The organism is Candidatus Zixiibacteriota bacterium (assembly GCA_017999435.1).
In the GTDB taxonomy this organism is placed as follows: Bacteria; Zixibacteria; MSB-5A5; order GN15; family FEB-12; genus JAGNLV01.
In genome coordinates this window covers 194,339-215,595 of record JAGNLV010000001.1, presented here as the reverse complement: position 1 = coordinate 215,595, position 21,257 = coordinate 194,339, and the positions used below count along the sequence as shown (strand labels likewise).

The following is a 21,257-nucleotide window of genomic DNA, read 5'->3' as shown; positions in this document are numbered from 1 at the left end:
CATGGAGAAGATCCTGGTCATCCGGTTCGGGTCGCTGGGTGACGTCATCCTCACGTCGGCGGCCGTGCTGAACCTCAAAATCAGTTTTCCGGGCAGCCGCCTGACATTTTTCACGAAAGAACGGTTCGGGGGCCTGGCGGCTGCTTTCGACGGCGTGGATGAGGTCGTGTGTCTGCCGGAGGGAGGGGACGGGCGGGAGCTGGTGCGGCTGGCGCTCGAATTGGACCGCCGGGGGTTTGACGCCGTCGCGGACCTGCACGGCAATTTCCGATCATGGCTGACGCGCAAGATGGTGACGGCGCCGCACGCGACCGTGTATCCGAAGCGGCGGCTCGCGCGACGGCGGTTGCTGCGGGGGCGGAACCGTCTGGCGCCCGGTCCGCACACGATCGACCTGTACAACCAGGCGGTTCGGGCAATCGGGGGGAAAACCCCGGCGCGGCGCCCGCTCCTTCCCCCGCCGGTGCCGGACGCGGACCTGCCGCCTTCGGTGCGCGAGTTCCTCGGGCGGCACCAGGTGTGCGTGGCGGCAGCGCCGGGCGCCGCCCACCGCCCGAAGCAGTGGCCGGTGGAGCGATTTGCGGCGGCGGCGGCCGAGCTCCACCGCACGTACGGGGCCGGAATTGTCTGGATCGCCACCTCCGCGGAACAGGGGAAAGGACCGAAACCGCCCGCGGTCGCGCCCGAGCACTGCGTGGAGCTAGTGGACCGGCCGATCGGCGAGATCGCCGCGGTCCTGCGCCGGTGCACGGCGACGCTGGCCAATGATTCGGGGATCGCCCATCTCTCATCGGCGGTCGGGACGCCGGCAGCCGTCGTCTTCGGACCGACCCACCCAGCCCTCGGCTTCGCGCCGCGCGGACTCTGTGACCGGGTGCTCGAAGTCGAGGAATACTGCCGCCCGTGCTCCCTTCACGGCGAAAAAGCGTGCTTTCGCGAGGAGCCCTACTGCCTCACGCGGATTTCGCCCGAGGCGGCGGCCGAAGCGGTCGCGGATCTGATCGCGCGGCGGCAGGCGGAGCGCCCGGCCATCCTGGCCGATCGCGACGGAACGGTGATGGCCGACAAGGAGTACCTCGGCGATCCCGCCGGGGTGGAACTGGTCCCGGGGGCCGCGGAGAGTTTGCGGGCGGCGCAGGCACGGGGGTACCGGATCGTGATCCTCTCCAATCAGTCCGGGGTGGCGCGCGGGCTGTTTGCGATCGAGGCGGTGGAGCGGGTCAACGCGCGCCTCCGCGACCTGCTCGCCCGGGCCGGCGTACGGGCGGACGGGATGTACTACTGCCCTCACTACGAAGACGGCGCCGTGCGGGAGTATGCGGCCGCGTGCGGGTGCCGCAAACCCGCGGCGGGGATGGCGGAACAGGCGGCCCGGGAACTGGGGATCGATCTGCGGCGGTCGTCGGTGATCGGGGACAAAGCGGACGATGTGAACCTGGCGCGGGTGATGGGCGGGCGCGGGGTGCTGGTGCGGACCGGGCACGGGGCGGCGGAAGAGGCGAAAATCCGAGCGGCGGCCGGCGCCGCGGGGATCGCAGTTGCGGAAGATCTCGCGGCCGCCGTAAAGCTTGTGATGGACGGTGATTGCGCGTGATCAGGGCGGCCGCATACAGCGAGGCGCTTCCCGGCGGCGGGATCGTGTGCACGCTCTGCCCGGTGCGCTGCCGGTTCCGCGAGGGTCGGCGGGGCGTGTGCGGAAGCCGCTTCATGCGCGACGGCGAGCTGCTGGTGGACAACTACGGCGAGGCGGTCACGCTCGCGCTCGATCCCATCGAGAAAAAACCACTCTACCATTTTCATCCGGGGACCGACATCCTCTCGACCGGGCCGAACAGCTGCAACCTGGGGTGCCGGCATTGCCAGAACTGGGCGATTTCACAGGAGCGGGCGGAGACGAAATTCGTGTCGCCGGAGAGTCTCGCCGCGGCGGCCCGCCGCTACGGCGCATTCGGGGTGGCGTTCACCTACACGGAACCGCTCATGTGGTTCGAGTACATTCGGGACGTGGCGCCCATCCTCCGACAGGCTGGCCTCGCAGTCGTGCTGGTGACCAACGGCTACATCGAGGCGGCGCCGCTGGAGGAACTCATTCCGCTGGTGGACGCAATGAATGTCGATCTGAAGGGGATGGCGCCGTCGTTCTATCGAACGGTCTGCAAGGGGCGGGTCGAACCGGTGCTCCACACGATCCGGCGCTCGGCCGAGGCGGGGGTGCATGTCGAGGTCACCAACCTGGTGATTCCGACGCTGAACGACTGCGAGGAGGATATCCGAAAGCTGACCGCGTTTGTGGCCTCGGTGTCGGAGCGGATACCCCTGCATTTTTCCGCCTATCGGCCCGAGTACAAAATGCGGCTGCCGGCGACGCCGGCGGGGACGCTGGTGCGGGCGCGGGAAATTGCACAGGAGCGGCTGTGGTACGTCTATCTCGGAAATGTGAGTGTCCCGGGGGGAGGGGACACGCTCTGCCGGGGCTGCGGGAAAAGTCTGGTGGAGCGCCGGGGATATCGGACGGAGATCATCGGTATGGACGGGAGCCGGTGTTCATCGTGCGGTTTTGAGGCGGGGATTGTCCGATAATGACGGTTGTCCGAAGTGCCGATACAGATTATAGTTACCAGGCAACCGAAGCTTCCTCGCGGCCTTAGGGCGGTCTCTTTCCGCAAGGCGGGGCGAGTCGGCGATGGGTGAACGGCGGATGAGAAATTCCCGGAAAATGAAGTGGGTGTGGACGGCCGTGCTGGCGGCCGCGGCTGTCGGTCTGTGGCTGCCGGCGCAGGCCCAGTTCTATTTCGGGAAAAACAAAGTCCAGTACACCCGTTTCGACTGGCAGGTCATGACGACCGAGCATTTCCGCATCTACTTCTATTCCGAGGAGGAGGAGATCGCCCGGATCGCGGCCCAGTTGGCGGAGGACAGCTACCGGGCGCTGGCGGCGAAATTCAACCACGAGATCAACGAGAAGACGCCGCTGATCATCTACTCCTCGCCCAGTTATTTCAGCCAGACCAACGTGATCCCGAGCCTTCTGCCGGAGTCGGTGGGGGGATTCACCGAGTTCATGAAGGGGCGGGTGGTGCTGCCGTTCCACGGGTCGTACTACGATTTCGCGCACGTCCTCCGCCACGAACTGGTTCACGTGTTCCAGCTCTCCAAGATGGAGGCGGTGCTCGCGCGCATGGGGCGGGTGAATTTCGGGCGGCCGCCGCTGTGGTTTACGGAGGGACTGGCGGAGTACTGGTCGAAGGCGTGGGACGCCGAGGCCGAGATGGTGGTCAAGGACATGGCCGTCAACGAACTCCAGCTCGGAATCGAGGACCTCTACCGGGTGGCGGGCTCTTACTACATGTACAAGCTCGGCGAGTCCATCTGCACTTTCATCGATTCGACTTACGGACCGGAGAAGCTCACTCTGCTGTTTGAGAATCTCGCCAAGGGGAAGACGTTCGACGAGGTGGTGAAGCTGACGCTCGGTGACGACCTTCGCGAGGTCTCCCGGAAGTGGCGGTATTCGCTCAAGAAGTGCTACTACCCGCAGTTGGAGGAGGCGGGGCTGCCGGATATGGAGTCGGTGCAGATCACGCGCGACGGCTATTCGGTGCGGGGCGTGCCGATCATGTGGGACGCCGGCGACGGGCGGCGGGAGTGGATCGTGTTCAAGGCCAATCGGATGGGCTACTCGGGGATCTACATGACCCCCTCCGGTGAGGGGCGCGGCCGGCGGGTAAAGACGCTCCTGAAAGGGGAGCGCTCGTCCGATTTCGAATCCCTCTACCTTCTGCGGTCGGGGATTGACGCGACCGACTCGGGGATGGTCGTGTTCTCATCGAAGTCGAAAGGGAACGACGTTATCTACGTCTACAATCTGCGCGAGGAGCGGGTCACGCACCGCTACGAGTTCGCCGATCTCGCGGGAGCGCATTCCCCCCGGCTTTCGCCCGACGGCACGCAGTTGGTGTTCGCGGGGGTGACGCTCGGCGGGATGGCCGACGTCTACGCGCTCAATCTGGCGGACGGCGCCTACCGCCCGATTCTGGAGGACATCTACTACGACACCGATCCGGTGTTTTCGCCCGACGGGAACCAGATCGTGTTTGCCTCCGACCGCGGGCCGGAGGGGAAAGAGGGGGCGCTCAACCTGTTCTCCTACGCCCTCGGATCGGGGACCGTGCGGCAGTTGACGTTCGGGCGTTACCGCGACCAGACGCCGGACGGCGCGGCCGGCGGGATCTATTTCACCTCGGACCGGAACGGGACATTCAACATTTACCGGCTCGACAGCCTCGGCGGCCTGACGCGGCAGTCGACCTACGTGACGGGGGCGTTTGAACCGCGGGTGACGCCGGATGGAAAGGGGTTGGTGTACAGCGGGTACCAGAAGATGGGGTACCAGGTGTTCCGCATGGAGCTCCCGGCCGAGCCGGCGCCGGTAGCGCAGGAGACGCCGCCGCCGACACCGTCCTGGCGGCCCGATCGGATCGACTCGAAATACGTGAAGAGCTCGGTGAAGTACGAGACCGACTACTCGCTCGATATTGCCCAGTCGGCGGTCGGCTACGACCCGGTCTACGGGTCGCTCGGAGGTTTCCAGTTCGCCATGTCGGACATGCTGGGAAACCACTCGTACCATTTCCTCCTGACCAACACGGCCAATACCAAGGACGAGTTTCTGCAGTCGTTCAATATCGGAGTGACCTACCTCAACCGGGAGCGGCGGCTCAACTGGGGGATCGGGGCGTTCCACCTGTACGACGAGTATTTCAACGACTACGACGGTTTCTACTGGGAGCGGCAGGCGGGGATGATCGGGGTGTTCAGCTACCCGTTCTCCAAGTTCCACCGGCTGGACGTGACGACGGTGGGGCGGCATTCGAACCGGGAGGAGGGGACACGGACGCGGGACCGCCGGGCGGTGTTGATGACGAACTATCTCAGTTGGGTGTACGACAACTCGCTGTGGGACATTTCGGGGCCGATCGACGGGCGGCGGTACAATCTCACTGTCGGGCTGACCACGCGGCTGGACGGGGTGCGGTCGTTCAATCGGCTGGCGGCGGCCGACGTCCGGCATTATTTCCGGCTCGGGCGGGTCTCGGCGTTCGCCAACCGGCTGTTCGCCTACTGGTCGGAGGGGACCGAGCCGCAGCGGATCTATTTCGGGGGGAGCTGGTCATTCCGCGGGTTCGACCGGCGGGAATGGTACACGCGGCACGTGCTCTTTGCCTCCAACGAACTGCGGTTCCCCCTGATCAACGTGCTGAGTATCGGCTCGCCGATCGGCGGTATCGGCTTTCGGGCGATTCGCGGGGCGATTTTCGCCGATGTCGGGTCGGCCTGGGAGGAAGAGTTCGACCAGTTCTACGGATCGTTCGGGGCAGGATTCCGGGTGGCCTTGGCGAACCTGATCCTCCTGCGGTTTGATTTCAGCCGGACGACGGATTTCGAGACGATCAGCCGCAACACCGAGTTCGACTTCTTTTTTGGATGGAATTTCTGATGGCGCCCCGTCTCCTGACCATATTGGCGGCGGCCGCGGCCATGCTCGCGGCGGCGTGCTCGTCGAGCCTGCAGCTCTCCCCGGAGAACCTTCAGGAGGGATCCCCCTGGCCGTACTACCACGGCGGCGCGAGCGCCACCGGGTGCGCACCGGCGGGCGAGTTTGCGGGCCGCCTGGACGTGATCTGGGAAACCTCGATGGCGGGGAAGCCGGCCGGTCCGCTCACGCTCCACGGAGGATCGCTGGCGGTCCCCTCGACGCGCAACCGCGTGGAGATGTACGAGACCGGGACAGGCCGGCGATCCGGCAAGATCAAGACGAAGGGACCGGTGCAGTCGGGGCTGGTGGCGGAAGGGGGATACGGGTACTGCGCGGTCAGTATCGGGAATCGGCTGAGCTGTTTCGACTTGCGGTCGGGTGACGAGCAATGGAAGCGGTTTGTCAAGGAAACCGCGCGGGGGGCCATTGTCGCCGCTAACCGGCTTGTGATAGGCTCGGCGACGGGGCGGCTCACGGCGTACGATCCGGCCGACGGGCGCGAAGTGTGGACGTTTGAGGAAACACAGGACCGGTTTATGGCCCCGCCGGCGGCGGGACACGGGTTGGTGTTCCAGCCGGGGGTCAGCGGGTTTCTTTACGCCCTGGACCCGAACGACGGGACGGAGCGCTATCGCGTGAAAGTGGACGGGCCGATGGTCGGCGGCGTGGCGGTCGCCGAACTGGTCGTGGGGGCGGACATGCCGGGGCGGGTCTACGGGATCGACGCTCAGGACGGTACTGTCCGGTGGCGCACCGACATAGGAGCGCCGGTCTGGACCAAGCCGGCGGTGGCCGAGGGACGCGTTTTTGTCGGGCATTCCGGCGGCGAACTGGTGGCCCTGAATCTGGTCGACGGCCGCGTGCTGTGGCGTTTCCAGGCGTTCGAGGTGATCGCGGCATCGGCGGCGGTGATCGGGCGGTTCGTGGCGGTCGGGACGCTGGGCGGCAACGTGTACGTTCTCGACGCGGCCAGCGGGTCGGTGCTGAGCCGGCGCAAGCTGGAGGGACGTATTGACCAGGCGCCGGCGACCGACGGCGACCGACTCTATCTCGCTACCGACCGGGGGCGGGTGATCTGTTTGGGCACCCTCCCGGGGGTCGCCGCGGAGCAAGCGGAAGCGCAGGCCGACGATGGAACAGAGTCTCCGGAGGCCGGGGCGAGCGGGGCGCATAGGGATAACCCCGGACTTACGCCGCCCGCCGGGTGGACAGCCGCCGGCGGCAAGGCTGGCCGGGCAGGAGGGGGGCCGCCGGGCAGTAAAGCTGTCAAGAGGTGAACCCAAAAAGAGAAAGGGACAGCTTGGCAGCTGTCCCTTGGATCCATCAATCCTCGGCCGGAGCGCGTCAGCCCTCTTGCACCTGCTCCTCGGCCGCTTTCTTCAGTTTGTCATTGGCGTAGATGGCGATCTCTACGCGCCGGTTGGCCTGCATGGCGGCCGCGGTGTTCTCCGTGGCGATCGGCTGCTGTTCGCCGTAACCCTGGATGATGAAGCGGTTGCTCACTACCTGCTGGGCAGCGAGGAAACTCGAGACCGACTCCGCGCGGGAGCGGGAGAGCGTGAGGTTGTAGGAATCCGATCCGGTCGTGTCGGTGTGCCCCTCGATGAGGACATTGGTCTCGGCGTACTTGTTGAGAATGGCGGCGAGGTTCACGAGGTTCTGCTGGGCCTCGGGCCGCAGGTCGGCCTTGTTCACGTCGAAAAGGATTCCGGAAGCGAACGTAATCTTGATGCCTTCGCCGACACGCTCGATCCGCGCCCCTTCAAGGTCCTTCTGCATTTCCTCAGCTTGCTGATCCATGTAGTGGCCGATATAGGCGCCGGCCGCGCCGCCAACGGCGGCGCCGATGATCGCGCCGACCGCCGTGTTGCCGGCGGCGTTGCCGACTAGTCCGCCGACCACGGCCCCCGACCCGGCGCCGATCAGAGCCCCTTTCTGCGTTTTGCTCATACCGCAGCCGACAAGGGCGGCGATCAGCACCACGCAAATCCCGGTCAAAGCAATGTGCCTAAGCATGAGTCGCTACTCCTTGAACAATTGGGTTATGCCATATGCCAAGCTACCCGTACTACACATCGGGAGATTCGCATGCGAATCCAACTAAAGGATGGCGAATTCCGGGGTGGCGTCCAAGTTTTTTTTCGGACTCCGGACTAACCAGCTTGACTGCCGGGAGGCTGACTGCCGGATTGGCGGTTGAGCTGGCCAGTTGACAGACTATCACCGCCTATTTGGCAGCCATGCTGACATTCTTGGCAGGTTGGTCATCGGAACGAGCAGATTCGTTATAGTGATATTGTTGTCAATCATGTGCTTATGTGGAATGGCACGGAAGTTGATAATCACTTATGACAGAAGTCACAGAAGGAATCGAGAAACAGAGAGACGAAATAAGGAGGTTCCAGAAATGCGTAGCGTGATGATTCCGAATCGGTTGGCGCGGGAAATCGACAGCATGTTCAACACCTTCATCAGTTTTCCGCAGATCAGTGCCGAGTGTGCGTGCGATTTTATGCCCCGCGTGAATATCCGCGAGACCAAGGATGATGTGCGCCTGGTGTTCGAGCTCCCAGGGATCGACAAGCAGGACATCAAGGTCACGGTGAAAGAAAACGTGCTCACGGTGTCCGGAGAGCGCAAGACGGTGGACGACGAGAACGCGGAGGTCGTTCGCCGGGAGATCCTCACCGGGGCGTTCAGCCGATCGTTCACGGTTCCCGACACGATCGACACCGACAAGATCGCGGCCGACTACCGGAACGGAATGCTCGAGGTGAAGCTGGCCAAGAAGGAAGCGGTGAAGCCCAAGGAGATCGAAGTCAGCGTGGGCTGATTCACCAGTCCAGACCGGAAAGCCACGCCATTGCCGACCGACGCGATGGAGATTTCCGAAGGAATCGAGAGGCCGGTCCATGACCGGCCTTTTGTTAAGAAGACAGGAGTGCGGACCGGGCCGGGGGGCTACGAAGACAGGAGGATTTGACGGATGAGCAAGATAATCGGAATAGACCTGGGGACGACCAACTCGGTGGTTGCGGTGGTCGAGGGGGGCGAGCCGACGGTAATCGCCAACAGCGAGGGAGGGCGCACCACGCCCTCGGTGGTGGCGATCGATCGGAACGGCGAGCGGCTGGTGGGGACGGTGGCCAAGCGCCAGGCGGTCACCAACCCGCTGAACACTGTGTTTTCGGTCAAACGCCTGATCGGGCGCCGGTTTGACGAAGTGCAGGCGGAAATCGCGAATTTTCCCTACAAAGTCAACCGCGGACCGGACGAATCGCCGGTGATTGAGATGGCCGGCCAGACGTACAAGCCGGCCCAGATCTCGGCCATGGTGCTCGGGAAGATGAAGAAGACGGCGGAGGACTACCTCGGCCAGGCGGTGACTAAGGCTGTGATTACGGTCCCCGCCTATTTCAACGACTCGCAGCGCCAGGCGACCAAAGACGCGGGCCGGATCGCCGGGCTGGAGGTCCTGCGGATTATCAACGAGCCGACGGCGGCGGCGCTCGCCTACGGCCTGGACAAGAAGAAAGTCGGCAAAGTGGCGGTGTTCGATCTCGGCGGCGGCACGTTCGACATCTCGATCCTCGAACTGAGCGACGGGGTGTTCGAAGTGCTTTCGACCAACGGCGACACCCACCTCGGCGGCGACGATTTCGACAAACGCATCATGGACTGGCTGATCGAAGAGTTCCGCATGTCGGACGGGATCGACCTGGGGAAGGACCCGATGGCGCTCCAGCGGCTGCGCGAGGCGGCCGAGAAGGCCAAAGTCGAACTGTCGTCGACGCTCCAGACAGCCATCAACCTGCCGTTCATCACGGCCGACCAGAACGGGCCGCGGCACCTGAACGTGACCCTCACGCGGGCCAGGCTGGAGTCGCTGGTGGACGACCTGCTCGAACGGACGAAGCGGCCGGTGCAGAACGCGCTGGCCGACGCCAAGCTCACGGTCGACCGGATCGACGACGTGATCCTGGTCGGCGGGATGACGCGGATGCCGAAGGTGCAGCAGATCGTGAAAGAGTTCTTCCGCAAGGAACCCAACCGGTCGGTCAATCCGGACGAAGTGGTGGCGATCGGCGCGGCGATCCAGGGGGGCGTGCTCGCGGGAGACGTCAAGGACGTGCTGCTTCTGGACGTGACGCCGCTCTCGCTGGGGATCGAGACGCTCGGCGGGGTGATGACCCGGCTGATCGAGCGCAACACGACGATCCCGACGCGCAAGTCGCAGGTTTTCTCGACGGCCGCGGACAACCAGCCGCAGGTGGATATCCACGTGCTCCAGGGGGAGCGCGAGATGGCGATCGACAACAAGACGATCGGGCGGTTCATTCTCGACGGGATCCCGCCGGCCCCGCGCGGTGTCCCGCAGATCGAGGTGACGTTCGACATCGACGCCAACGGGATCATCAACGTGTCGGCCAAGGACACGGCGACCGGCCGGGCGCAGAATGTCCGGATCGAAGCCTCCTCGGGCCTGAGCGAACAGGAGATCGCGCGGATGGTGGCGGACGCCCAGCAGCACGAGGCGGAAGACCGGGAGAAGAAGCGCCGGGTCGAGGCGCGCAACCGGGCCGACGCGGCCGTCTGGCAGTCGGACACGCAGATGAAGGAGCTCGGCGACAAACTCAGCCAGGAACAGACGGCGGCTCTCGGGGCGGCGACCGAGCGGGTGCGTGCGGCCCTCAAGGGAGACAACGCCGACGAGATGAGCCGGGCCGCCGAGGATCTTCAGACCGCCTGGCAGCAGGTCTCGGCCGACCTCTACCGGCAGGCGGCCGGGCCGACAGCGGGCGCTCAACCCGGCGGCAACGGATCCGGCCCGCAGACCGGCGCCGCCGGTCGTCCGGACGCGGACGCAGTCGACGCCGATTTCGAAGAGGTGAAGTGAGGAAGCGGCGGATCGCGAGGCAAGGCGGCGGTCGGTCGGCGATTTCCGGCCGGCCGCCGGCGCATGGTGAACGCCAGCGGGTCGCCGTGATAATCGAGAAATGAGGAGCGCGTGGACAGTTTATCGTTAGGTGTGATCGGCGGTCTGCTGGCGGGGATCTGTCTCTTCGCCGGCTGGGTGATCAAACGGCACTTTGTGGACCAACGCTGGGCGGCGATGGGCCGGAGCGTTTATGCTGCGTGGCAGAACGGCGACGAGCGGCACCGGATCGAATACGTCAATTATCTCGAGGAGGATGCGAGGGAGGAGGACAAGGAGGGAGAGTTTCGGCCCGGGCGGCAAGTGTGAGAGCCGGCACCTCCCGGGCGCGGGCGAGAAGTATGCTTGCCGAAGCAGTATTAGTTACGATAGATTAGACAAAATCGGGGGGCGAAAGTCGGCATGGCGAAGGATTACTACGACATACTCGGCGTGAAGGAGGACGCCTCGCCGGAGGAGATCAAGAAAGCGTTCCGCAAGCTGGCGATGAAGTACCACCCGGACCGCAATCCGGGAAACGCCCAGGCGGAGGCGAGATTCAAGGAGATCTCCGAGGCCAACGAGACGCTGTCCGACCCGAAGAAGCGGGCGGAGTACGACACGCTCCGCAAGTACGGGGCCTTCGCCGGGGCGGGGCAGGGATTCGACCCGGGCGCGCACGGCAACGGCGGATTCGATTTCTCCGATCTCTTCCGCCAGGGAGCGGGCGGCCGGGGCGGATTTCAGACGTTCCGATTCGGCGGCGGGGTGGAGGGGCTGGACGAGATTCTATCGCAGTTTTTCGGCGGGCGGGGCGGGTTCGGAACGGAGTTCGGCAAAGAACGGGTGCGCCCGCGCCGGGCCCGGCAGGCGCGGGGGACGGATCTGAAGGCGACGGTGACGGTCACGCTGCGAGAGGCGGTCGCGGGAACCCGCAAGCGCCTCCGTATCCGTCAGACCGGCAGGACGATCCAGGTGACGATCCCGCCTGGAATAGAAAATGGCGGCGTGATCCGGCTGGCGGGGCAGGGGATGCCCGCGCCCGCGAGGCCCGAAATGCCGCCGGGTGTGCCCGGAGACTTACTCATCACGGTGAAGGTTATGGCCGACCATCAGTTCGAAAGAAAGGGGAATGACATCTACACGAAGGTCACAATTCCCCTGAAGGATGCGATTCTCGGCGGCAAGGCCCGGGTCAGGACGCCGCTAAAGGAGATTCAGGTGACGATCCCGCCGGGAACGCAGCCCGGGACAAAACTCCGGCTGAAGGGGATGGGGCTCTCGGTGGGCGGCGTGCAGGGAGACCAGTATGTCGAAGTGGATGTGCGGATCCCAAGAGCGGCCGATCTGACGGAGGAGCAGAGGAAGATGTTGGAGGAGTGGTGAGGGGGCGCAAATCTCGAGAGAATGTTACGACCCATAGCATAGGAGCAACCGTAGCATGTATGTCGTACTAGATACCAATATCCTAATGGCGGACTACCTCCTTCGGGGCCGGTGGTTCACTGACCTGCGCCATTTTCTCAGGTTGAATAACGGCAAGCTAGTAATTCCGAGAATCGTCCTGGAAGAGACTGTGGCCAATTATGGTCGCGACTATAAGGCCATCATCTCAGAGGCGAAAAGGCTAGATAAAAGGCTGAAGAGTCTCTCAAAGCGAAACTCATTGGATTATGAGCGCTTAGAGCAAGAAAGCAACCGGGAAATGAATAATTACCGGGAGTTCTTGTTGAGGGAGTTGGAACACTGGAATCTGGACGCGGCTTCCGAGAAGCCACCAGGGGTGGATGACATCATAACAGCGGTCGTCAGTAGAAGAAAGCCCTTTAAGGAGAATGGCGAAGGGATAGGGGACTACCTGCTGTGGCGTGCAGTGACTCAGGTGGCGACAAATTCAGAACCGACTGTGCTAATAACAAACGACACTAGCGACTTTGGGAATCAGATGGATCCGGTGGGTCTGCACGATGCCCTGATTCAGGAACTGGGGGAAAATGCGCCCAAGGTCAGTCTCTACCGGAGCATTCAGTCATTTATTGAGATTCACTATCCAAAGCCACCGTGGGCAACGGAGGAGTACTTGAGGTGTCTGCCTGGATTTCAGCGAGTAGTGAGCTTGGTGAACGCCTTTGTAAAACGTATGCCCGGTGAATTCGTGTTTCCCGCTGGCTTGCGCCTGATACCGTCCGAACCAGCGGTGAAATCTTTCTACGTCTACCAGAGCGGCGACGACGCATGGACGACCGTACTTCGATTCGAAGTCGAAGCCAGTGTTGAGGGTTTGGCTCCGAGCAGAGTAGCAAAGCCGGTTGAAGGATTAGTCCCATTAGCGGCCTTTTCCGGGAATGTCACTGTATTGGCCTCGGTCCACTGCGAGGTTAGGAATGGAGATATACGCCTTGTGAGCACGTTAGAGCGGGAAGTCACAAGAGAGGATTTGCGAGAGGGTACACTACGGTATATCCGCCGGAGCACAGCAATGTATAGTGAGGCAGCGTCCGGCGGGGTTCTTCTCTCCGGGATATACACGGCTCCAGACTTCCGGCAGTATCCCCTGCCGTACGGCGCCGTTCACGCTGACCCTGTGCGTCCAATGCCACCGATCAAACCCCCTAGCGCCCCGGCAGTGTTGTGGAAGCGCTCCCAACCCTCGGACGGCGATGCCAAGAAAGGTGACTGACAAGGTCGAGGTTTGATATGACGGAGGAAGGTGACACATAGATGAACCCGAATCGAATGACCCAGCGGTCGATCGACGCGATCAGCTACGCCCAGCAGCAGGCGGCGGCGGAACAACACCCGCAAATCACCCCCGAACACCTGCTCCACGCGCTGCTGGTCCAGGAGGAAGGACTCGTTCCGCAGCTTCTGAAAAAGACGGGCGCCGAGACAGGGGCCATCGCTGGCGAGGTCGACGAGGCGCTCAAGATGCTCCCGCACGCCGCGGGCGGCCAGATCTATCCCTCGCGCGAGTTGAGCCAGGTGTTCACCCGGGCCGAGGCGGAGCTCGCCCGTTTCAAGGATGAGTACGTGTCGGTCGAACACCTGCTCCTGGCGCTCCTCGAGGTCAGGTCCAAAGCGCAGGAAATCCTCAAGGGCCACGGGGTCAGGCGGGACGAACTGCTCAAAGCGCTCTCGTCGATCCGCGGAAGCTACCGGGTGACGGACGAGACCCCGGAGGCGAAGTACGGGGTGCTCGAGAAGTATGCGCGGGATCTCACACAGGCGGCGCGGGAGGGGAAGCTCGATCCGGTGATCGGGCGGGAGGAGGAGATCCGGCGCGTCATCAAGATCCTATCGCGCCGGACCAAGAACAACCCGGTGCTGATCGGCGAGCCGGGCACGGGGAAGACGGCGGTAGTGGAGGGGTTGGCGCAGAAGATCGCCCTCGGCGAGGTGCCGGAGACGCTCAAGGAGCGCCGGCTGGTGGCGCTCGATATCGGCGCCCTGATCGCCGGTTCGAAATTCCGCGGCGAGTTCGAGGAGCGGCTCAAGGCGATCCTCAAAGAGGTCGAGGAGGCGGAGGGGGAGGTCGTGCTGTTTATCGACGAGATGCACACGCTGGTCGGCGCGGGGGCGGCCGGACCGGGCGCGCTCGACGCCTCCAACATGCTCAAACCGGCGCTCGCCCGCGGGGAGATCCGGTTTGTCGGGGCGACGACGCTCAAGGAGTACCGCCAACACGTGGAGAAGGACGCCGCCCTCGAGCGGCGCTTCGCGCCGGTGCTGATCGAGCCGCCGACGGTCGAGGAGACGGTGTCGATCCTCCGGGGGCTGCGCGAGCGCTACGAGGCCTTCCACGGGATCAAGATTTCGGATGGGGCGATCGTGGCCGCGGCCAAGCTGTCGGACCGCTACATCGCCGACCGGTTCCTCCCGGACAAGGCGATCGATTTGATCGATGAGGCGGCGGCCGAACTGCGGATCGCGATCGACTCGCTGCCCGAGGAGCTCGATGCGGTCGAGAAGAAGATCCGGCAGCTCGAGATCGAAAAGGAGGGGGTGAAGAACGAGCCGGACGCCCGCGAGCGGCTGAAACCGATCGAGGAGGTACTGAAAGACCTGTACGCGCAGCGGAACGATCTCCGGACGCAATGGACGCGGGAGAAGGACACGGTCGAGGGGATCCGCGCGGTCAAAGTCGAAATCGAACAGCTCAAGCACCGGGCGGCGGAGGCCGAGCGCAAGGCGGACTACGAGACGGCGGCGAAAATCAAGTACGGCCAGATTGTCGAGGCCGAGAAGAAACTCCAGTCGCTGACGGGCGCCCTGGCCGCTATCCAGGAGAAACGCCAGCTGCTCAAGGAGGCGGTGGATGAGGACGAGATCGCCGAGATCGTCGCGCGCTGGACGCATATCCCGGTGGCCCGCCTGACCGAGTCGGAGTCGGAAAAACTGCTGCGCCTGGAGGAGGAACTGCACCGCCGGGTGGTGGGGCAGGACGAGGCGGTCGCGGCGGTGGCCGACGCCGTGCGCCAGTCGCGGGCGGGACTGTCGGACCCGCACAAGCCGATCGGCTCGTTCATCTTCCTCGGCCCCACCGGGGTCGGCAAGACCGAACTGGCCCGGGCGCTCGCGGAGTTCCTCTACGGCACCGAGGAGGCGATCGTGCGGCTCGACATGTCCGAGTACATGGAGAAACACTCGATGTCGCGGCTCGTGGGGGCGCCGCCGGGGTATGTCGGGTACGAGGAAGGGGGCCAGTTGACGGAGGCGCTTCGGCGGCGGCCCTACGCGGTCGTGCTGCTTGATGAAATCGAGAAGGCGCACCCGGAGGTGTTCAATATTCTCCTGCAGGTGCTCGACGACGGCCGTCTGACCGACAACCAGGGGCGGACGGTGTCGTTCAAGAACGCGATCCTGGTGATGACCTCGAATGTCGCGGCCGAGTACATTCAGACGGAGACGGCCGGGATGGGGGAATTCAACCGGGATATGATCTGGGAGAATATCAAGAAGAACGTGCTCGACGCGGTGCGGCGGACGCTGCGGCCGGAATTCGTCAACCGGATCGACGAAATGATCGTCTTCCATGCGCTCACCCCGGCGGAGATCAGAGCGATTGTCCGCCTGCAGTTGCGGCGGCTCGAGCGGCTCCTGGCGGAAAAGGATATCGGGCTGAGCGTGACCGAGGCCGCGGTGGGTCAAATCGCCGAAGCCGGTTATGACCCGGCTTTCGGGGCGCGGCCGCTCAAGCGCTACATTGCGAAAGAACTCGCGCAGGATATCGCCAAACAGATGCTGGCGGGGACGGTCCGGCCCGGACAGACGCTTCGGATCGATTTCGCCGGCGGGGAGATGCGGTTCACGGCTGGGCCGACGGCAGAAGGGTCAGGGCCGCAAGGGTCCTGACGGGGCTACTCACACCGTTGGTAAGAATGTCAGGACCACAAGGGTCCTGACCCGCGTCGGCGATTTCGCGTGATGAGGCGGCCCGGCGAAAGCGCCGCTATGGTTGGACCGGTTTGCCCCGCCGGGCCGTGAATCCGAAACTCAGGGCGTTGTATTCACAGGCTTTGATGCATTCGCCGCACGAGGTGCAGTCGGCGAGGACCTTGACTTTGCCCTCGACGATCTGTTTGATCGTGGGGCATGGGGAGGCCGCCACGCAATCCATGCACTCGGTGCAGGCCTCGCGGTCGATGCGGACGCGGGCCGGCGCGATCTTCTCACACAGCCAGGTCAGAGCGCCGATCGGGCAAATGCCGTAGCAGAACGGACGGTAGAGCACGAGGCCGGCCAGGAGCAAGACAGCCATCATGACGATGAACGTCGCATCGACACTCCAGTGGAGCAGCTCGAAGAAGTTGATCGGATCGTAGACGCTGTAGGCCGAGAAGGCGGTCCAGGGGCCGACGCTCGTGTCCGCCTCGAGCCGCTCGGCGAGCAGCCCGACATGGTTCTTGACGGCGAACACGGTCAGGATGAAGAGGACAAAGAGGCTCAGGCGGACGGCGTTGAAGGCGGTGAAGTTGAACTGCTTGAATTTCCACTTGAAGGGAATTTTGTTGGCGAGCTCCTGCAACGCGCCGAGCGGGCACACCCAGCCGCAAAAGAGTTTGCGGCCGACCAGACTGGGAACGAACATGGCCAGGGCGAGGGCTACAAAGATGGGAAAGAACATGCCGGTCGTGATCCTGAACATGATCAGATTCACCACCCCGCACATCGGACTTGGATGGAGGGGGAACAGGTAGTCAAGGCCAAACAGGACGAACACCGCCGCCATAGCGCCGATTCGCACCCACTTGTTGACCAGGCGGTTCATCACGAGGATCATGCCGATGACGGCGATCACCACGAAGAGCATGTAGTGCCAGGTGAAGAGGAAATCCCAGACGGTCGGTTCGACCTCCTCCACGTGTTCTTCCACCGCCCGCAGGGGAGCGGCGCAGAGGACGGAGAAGAGCGCGGTGAGCGGCAACAGACGACGGTGCATGTGCGGCCTTTCGGAGAGCGACGGTTTGTTTGCGGTAGTATAGGGCGAGGGGGACGAGATGTCAATTGCCGGGCTTATCGAAGGCGGAGGGGGGAGGCATGGTCCACGGACCGTCGCCCGCCGCTGTTTTCCGATGTCGCTCCGGGGCGGCCGCGCCCCGGCGCGCCGTTCCCTACCCCTGTCCGAATTCGATTTTCGAGGGGTCGCCGCGGCGAAGGGATTTGAACCGTTCGAGAATCAGCTCAAACACGGCCTCGGCCTTGAAACGCGGCTGGCGTGGGCTGATGACCAGTTCGAGAATGATGATCTCGGCCCCGCCGTTGTAGTAGGAGACCATCACGGTCGGGACGAAGGCGGCGGGATCGTTGACGTAGACGGTGGGGATGATTTCGCCCTGGGCGTTGCACATGGAGTCGACCGGCCACATCTCGATCCGCCCGCCGTAGTGGCTGCGGATGGCGGCCGTATCCTCGGCGATGATGCCGGCGAAGGAGGTGGCGGCGGAGTCGACCTTGTAGATGGTGATGCCGACGAGAAGGTCGGCCGTGTCAAAATCCTGGTCGCCCGGGATGTAGGCCATCGACAGCCCGGCCGCGGCCGCTTCCTCAAGAACGAGGCGGTAGCCGGCGGGGGGGCTGAAGACATACGTTCGGGCGGCGCCTTCGTAGAAGGCGGTGTTGCTGTCGAGGCCCGGCTCGATCAGGTCGGCGAACGGATTGGCGGTCGCCGCTGAGAGCAGGGCGGAAAAGACCAAAATCGGGAGCATAGGGCTAGTATCGGCGGGGGCGGCGGTCGGGGTGAGCCAAAGATTCGCGGCGGATGCGGCGCCGAGAGCGGGGCGGGATGGCCGGGGGGACCGCGGGAACGCGAAAATGTCGGAAATTGCGCTGCCCCCGGGTCGGCGGGCTTGTGTTGCCGCCGCCAAATGCGTATGTTCGGCCCAATGGACAGGACAGCAAAAGACGTTGTTTCGCAACGGCTAACCAATACAGAACGAGGTTGAGGTATGGCAGGTATCGTTGGCTACGGCTGCCATCTGCCCCGGCACCGGATCAAAGTCGAAGAGATCGCCAAGGTGTGGGGGGCGGACGCGCCCAGCTATAAGAAGGGCCTGATGCTGCGGGAAAAATCGGTTCCGCCGCCCGACATGGACACCATTACGCTGTCGGTGGAGGCGGCCCGGCGCGCCCTCATTCGGGCGCAGACGGTGGACCCGAAAGATATCGGGGCGATCTACATCGGCTCGGAATCGCACCCCTACGCGGTGAAGCCCTCGGGAACGACGGTGGGGGAGGCGATCGGGGCGACGCCGGATCTGCACTGCGCCGATTTTGAGTTCGCCTGCAAAGCGGGGTCGGAGGCGATGTTTGTCGCGCTCAGCCACGTGGAGTCGGGGTTCATGAAGTACGCGCTGGCGATCGCGGCCGACACCTCACAGGGCGCTCCCTCGGACGCGCTCGAATTCTCGGCCGCGGCCGGGGCCGGGGCGTTCATCATGGGCAAGGACAACCTCATCGCCGAATGTCTCTACACCCATTCCTACATGACCGACATGCCCGATTTCTGGCGCCGCGAGCACGAGTTCTACCCGCAGCACGGCGGCCGGTTTACCGGCGAAGAGGCCTATTTCGCGCACACGAAAGGCGCTACCACCGCCATCCTGAAGAAATCGGGGATGAAGCCGCAGGATTTCCAGTGGGCGGTGTTCCACCAGCCGAACGGGAAGTTCCCGCAGCGGGTGGCGCTGGAACTGGGGTTCACCCAGGCGCAGATCGATCCGGGCTGGCTGTCCCCCCGCTTGGGGAACACCTACTCGGGAGCCTCGCCGATCGGCCTGACGGCGACGCTCGACACGGCCAAACCGGGGGACCTGATCATGATGTGTTCATACGGTTCGGGCGCGGGCTCGGATGCGTTCATCTGGAAGGTCACGGACCGGATCGACAAGGTGCGGGACCTGACAATCAGGACGCACAAGCTGCTCGATGAAAACCTCACCTATGTCGACTACGGCACCTATGCCAAGTTCCGGCGCAAAATCCGCAAGAACGCGTAGGAGGAGAAAGAATGAGAACGGTGTGTATCGCCGGGGTCGGCATGAGCCAGTGGGGCGAAGTGTGGCGCACCTCGCTGCGCCAGCTCTTTGCCGACGCGGCCGGTGAAGCGATAAAGAACGCGGGCGTCGACCATCTCGACTCCCTCTACGTGGGGTGCATGTCGGGCGGGTTGTTTGTCCAGCAGGAGCATCTCGGGTCGCTCATGGCGGACTACATGGGAATGCCGGGGCTGCCGGCGATGCGGGTCGAGAGCGCCTGCGCCTCGGGGGGCATGGCGCTCCGGGCGGCCTATTTCGAGGTGGCCGCGGGGGCGGCCGAGATTGTGATGGCCGGCGGAGCCGAGAAAATGACCGACTGCACCGGCGACCAGGCGACCGCGGCGCTGGCCACCGCGGCCGACCAGGAGTACGAAGTGTTCAACGGGGCCACCTTCCCCGGGCTCTACGCCATGATGGCGCACGCGCACATGGCCAGGTACGGGACCACGCGGGCGATGCTGACGGCCGTGGCGGTAAAGAACCACCGCAACGGGTCGATGAATCCATTCGCCCAGTACCCGTTTCCGGTGAAACCGGAGACGGTCGAGAGCTCGGTCATGGTGGCCGACCCGCTGCGCATTCTCGACTGCTCGCCGATCACCGACGGGGCGGCAGCGGCGATTCTGTGCAGCGAGGAAGTCGCCAAAAAGCTCGGACGCCCGTACGTGCGGATCATCGGGTCCGGCGCGGCGACCGACACGATCCAGTTGGCCCAGCGGGCCGACCTCACGACGATCAAAGCGGCCGCCCTGGCGACGGCGCGGGCGCTCCAGCAGGCCGGGCGGAAGATCACCGACGTCCAGTTCGCCGAGGTCCACGACTGTTTCACGATCGCGGAACTCGTGGTGCTCGAGTCGATGGGCGTGTACAAGCCGGGCGGTGCCGGTCCGGCCACCCTGGCCGGGGAGACGGCGCTGGACGGCAAGTTCCCGGTCAACCCCTCGGGCGGCCTGAAGTCGAAGGGGCACCCGGTCGGAGCCACAGGGATCGCCCAGGCGGTCGAGGTGTTCAAACAGCTCACGCGCCAGGCCGAAGGCGGCCGCCAGATCAAGGGGAACCTCCGCATTGGGATGGCGCAGAACATGGGCGGGTCCGGCGGTTCCTCGGTCGTTCACATCATGGAGGTGGCGTGATGGCTATGTTCAGTTCGCGCAATTGGCGCGAGTACCCGCAGCGGTACCGCCTCGAGGCCGTGAGATTCAAAAAGAGCGGCAAGACCTATTTCCCGCCGCGCTCAATCGACCCCGAAAACCGCGACACCGAGCGCGAGACGGTGCGGCTCCCCGACACCGGGAAGATCGTCACCTACACGGTGGTGCGGGTGGCTCCCTCGCAGTGGGGGGACATGGCCCCCTATGCCCTGGCGATCGTGCAACTGACCGACGGCACCCGGCTGTTCGGGCAGATGACCGACTGCAACGTGGACGAGGTGAAAATCGGAATGGAAGTGCGGATCGAGTTCCGCCGGATCCAGACCGAGGAACACCACGGGGTGCTGAGCTACGGGTACAAGTTCGTGCCGAAGTGGTGGTGAGGCCGTTCGGGAATTGACACCAGGCGCCGCCGGGCGGAAACGCCCGGCGGTTTCTTTTGCGGCTCACGAGGACAGAAGGCGCCCGGCCGTCAACTTCGATTGCGCCGCCGCCCGCGCCGCGGTATATTCCCCGTCGGCTTCAGGACAGCGCCCGACCACGAAACGCCTCTAGCGAGAGCAGGAAAGCGAGGAATCAGATGTACATGCTGGGAGCAGTCGCCGGGGACATCGCCCGGGAGATCGCGCAGATCAAGCAGGAGGCCGCCGGCCGGGGGATCCGGGTGATGCGCGGCCGCCTGATCGGACCCGGCGGGGCGGAGGCGCCCCGCGTCGTCTGGGTGGCGGACGGAGACGGCGACTGGCGGGAGTTTCTCGATTTCGCGCAGAGTGTGGGCGTGAAAGCGGTCGTGATCGATTTCGACCGGATCGACATGGAGCTCTTGCGGGCGGATGTCGAGGACGCGGCGGTCGACGAGGAGTACGAAGAGGGGCGCACGAAGATGCTCCAGATGCTGGAGAAACTCGACAAGCACGACGGGGAGATCGGGCATGTCGGGATCATATTCCCGCACGGACCGCTGGTCTATCAGGCCTCGGTGCGGACGCCGTGGTACGATGACTACGTGACAGTGCGGGAGATCGCCGGCGCCGCGGATGAGTTCGCGGAGGAAGAGGAAGACCCTTTCGATATCCAGTGACGTGCGGGCGGGGGCTCCGGCCGCTCTGCTTCGCGCCGCG

General features: G+C 64.3%; 17 protein-coding genes. 14 read left to right on the top strand and 3 right to left on the bottom strand.

The annotated features are described in order from the left end of the window. Position 1 precedes the first annotated feature (1 nt). The 4 genes from KA261_00935 to KA261_00920 all read left to right on the top strand — a co-directional run bounded on the left by KA261_00935 (position 2) and on the right by KA261_00920 (position 6,813). The gene (locus KA261_00935) at positions 2–1,594 is read left to right on the top strand and encodes an HAD-IIIA family hydrolase (protein ID MBP7696350.1); all 1,593 of its coding nucleotides are present in this window, start codon (positions 2–4) and stop codon (positions 1,592–1,594) included. Next, positions 1,594–2,580 carry an AmmeMemoRadiSam system radical SAM enzyme gene (gene amrS / locus KA261_00930; protein MBP7696349.1) on the top strand — a complete coding sequence of 329 codons (987 nt, stop codon included), beginning with the start codon at positions 1,594–1,596 and terminating at the stop codon, positions 2,578–2,580. The genes KA261_00935 and amrS overlap by 1 nt, the downstream gene beginning before the upstream one ends. A 118-nt stretch (positions 2,581–2,698) precedes the next feature. Then, positions 2,699–5,497, top strand: a complete 2,799-nt coding sequence (locus KA261_00925; GenBank protein MBP7696348.1) for a PD40 domain-containing protein — start codon at positions 2,699–2,701, stop codon at positions 5,495–5,497. Next, on the top strand, positions 5,497–6,813 hold the full coding sequence (locus tag KA261_00920; GenBank protein ID MBP7696347.1) for a PQQ-like beta-propeller repeat protein: 1,317 nt from the start codon (positions 5,497–5,499) through the stop codon (positions 6,811–6,813). The genes KA261_00925 and KA261_00920 overlap by 1 nt, the downstream gene beginning before the upstream one ends. A gap of 67 nt (positions 6,814–6,880) precedes the next feature. Here the strand turns inward: KA261_00920 and KA261_00915 are convergent, their stop codons facing one another. After that, the gene (locus KA261_00915; protein MBP7696346.1) at positions 6,881–7,552 is read right to left on the bottom strand and encodes an OmpA family protein; all 672 of its coding nucleotides are present in this window, start codon (positions 7,550–7,552) and stop codon (positions 6,881–6,883) included. 391 nt (positions 7,553–7,943) lie between these two features. Between KA261_00915 and KA261_00910 the strand changes: the two genes are divergently transcribed. The 6 genes from KA261_00910 to clpB all read left to right on the top strand — a co-directional run bounded on the left by KA261_00910 (position 7,944) and on the right by clpB (position 15,803). Next, positions 7,944–8,369: an Hsp20/alpha crystallin family protein gene (locus KA261_00910; protein MBP7696345.1), complete on the top strand. Its 426-nt coding sequence runs from the start codon at positions 7,944–7,946 to the stop codon at positions 8,367–8,369. A gap of 153 nt (positions 8,370–8,522) precedes the next feature. Continuing rightward, entirely contained in the window at positions 8,523–10,433 is a 1,911-nt protein-coding gene (dnaK, locus tag KA261_00905; GenBank protein ID MBP7696344.1) for a molecular chaperone DnaK, read from the top strand. 111 nt (positions 10,434–10,544) lie between these two features. After that, positions 10,545–10,781 (top strand): hypothetical protein, encoded by a 237-nt coding sequence (locus KA261_00900; GenBank protein ID MBP7696343.1) that lies wholly within the window; start codon positions 10,545–10,547, stop codon positions 10,779–10,781. Between the two features lie 93 nt (positions 10,782–10,874). Then, the gene (locus KA261_00895) at positions 10,875–11,837 is read left to right on the top strand and encodes a J domain-containing protein (GenBank protein ID MBP7696342.1); all 963 of its coding nucleotides are present in this window, start codon (positions 10,875–10,877) and stop codon (positions 11,835–11,837) included. Positions 11,838–11,892: 55 nt separating this feature from the next. Beyond that, positions 11,893–13,131 (top strand): DUF4935 domain-containing protein, encoded by a 1,239-nt coding sequence (locus tag KA261_00890; GenBank protein ID MBP7696341.1) that lies wholly within the window; start codon positions 11,893–11,895, stop codon positions 13,129–13,131. 41 nt (positions 13,132–13,172) lie between these two features. Continuing rightward, positions 13,173–15,803 (top strand): ATP-dependent chaperone ClpB, encoded by a 2,631-nt coding sequence (clpB, locus tag KA261_00885; GenBank protein MBP7696340.1) that lies wholly within the window; start codon positions 13,173–13,175, stop codon positions 15,801–15,803. A gap of 97 nt (positions 15,804–15,900) precedes the next feature. On the opposite strand, the gene KA261_00880 is transcribed toward clpB, so the two are convergent. Together KA261_00880 and KA261_00875 are read right to left on the bottom strand one after the other, a co-directional pair. After that, a complete protein-coding gene (locus KA261_00880; protein ID MBP7696339.1) occupies positions 15,901–16,890 on the bottom strand; it encodes a 4Fe-4S binding protein in 990 nt (329 codons plus the stop codon). A 172-nt stretch (positions 16,891–17,062) separates the two neighbouring features. After that, on the bottom strand, positions 17,063–17,656 hold the full coding sequence (locus tag KA261_00875; protein ID MBP7696338.1) for a hypothetical protein: 594 nt from the start codon (positions 17,654–17,656) through the stop codon (positions 17,063–17,065). A 240-nt stretch (positions 17,657–17,896) separates the two neighbouring features. Between KA261_00875 and KA261_00870 the strand changes: the two genes are divergently transcribed. From KA261_00870 to KA261_00855, 4 genes are all read left to right on the top strand, one after another. Beyond that, the gene (locus tag KA261_00870) at positions 17,897–18,946 is read left to right on the top strand and encodes a hydroxymethylglutaryl-CoA synthase (GenBank protein MBP7696337.1); all 1,050 of its coding nucleotides are present in this window, start codon (positions 17,897–17,899) and stop codon (positions 18,944–18,946) included. Between the two features lie 11 nt (positions 18,947–18,957). Next, positions 18,958–20,118 (top strand): thiolase domain-containing protein, encoded by a 1,161-nt coding sequence (locus tag KA261_00865; GenBank protein MBP7696336.1) that lies wholly within the window; start codon positions 18,958–18,960, stop codon positions 20,116–20,118. 5 nt (positions 20,119–20,123) lie between these two features. After that, positions 20,124–20,519 (top strand): Zn-ribbon domain-containing OB-fold protein, encoded by a 396-nt coding sequence (locus tag KA261_00860; GenBank protein ID MBP7696335.1) that lies wholly within the window; start codon positions 20,124–20,126, stop codon positions 20,517–20,519. A gap of 203 nt (positions 20,520–20,722) precedes the next feature. Beyond that, a complete protein-coding gene (locus tag KA261_00855) occupies positions 20,723–21,217 on the top strand; it encodes a hypothetical protein (GenBank protein ID MBP7696334.1) in 495 nt (164 codons plus the stop codon). The last annotated feature ends 40 nt before the right edge of the window (positions 21,218–21,257 follow it).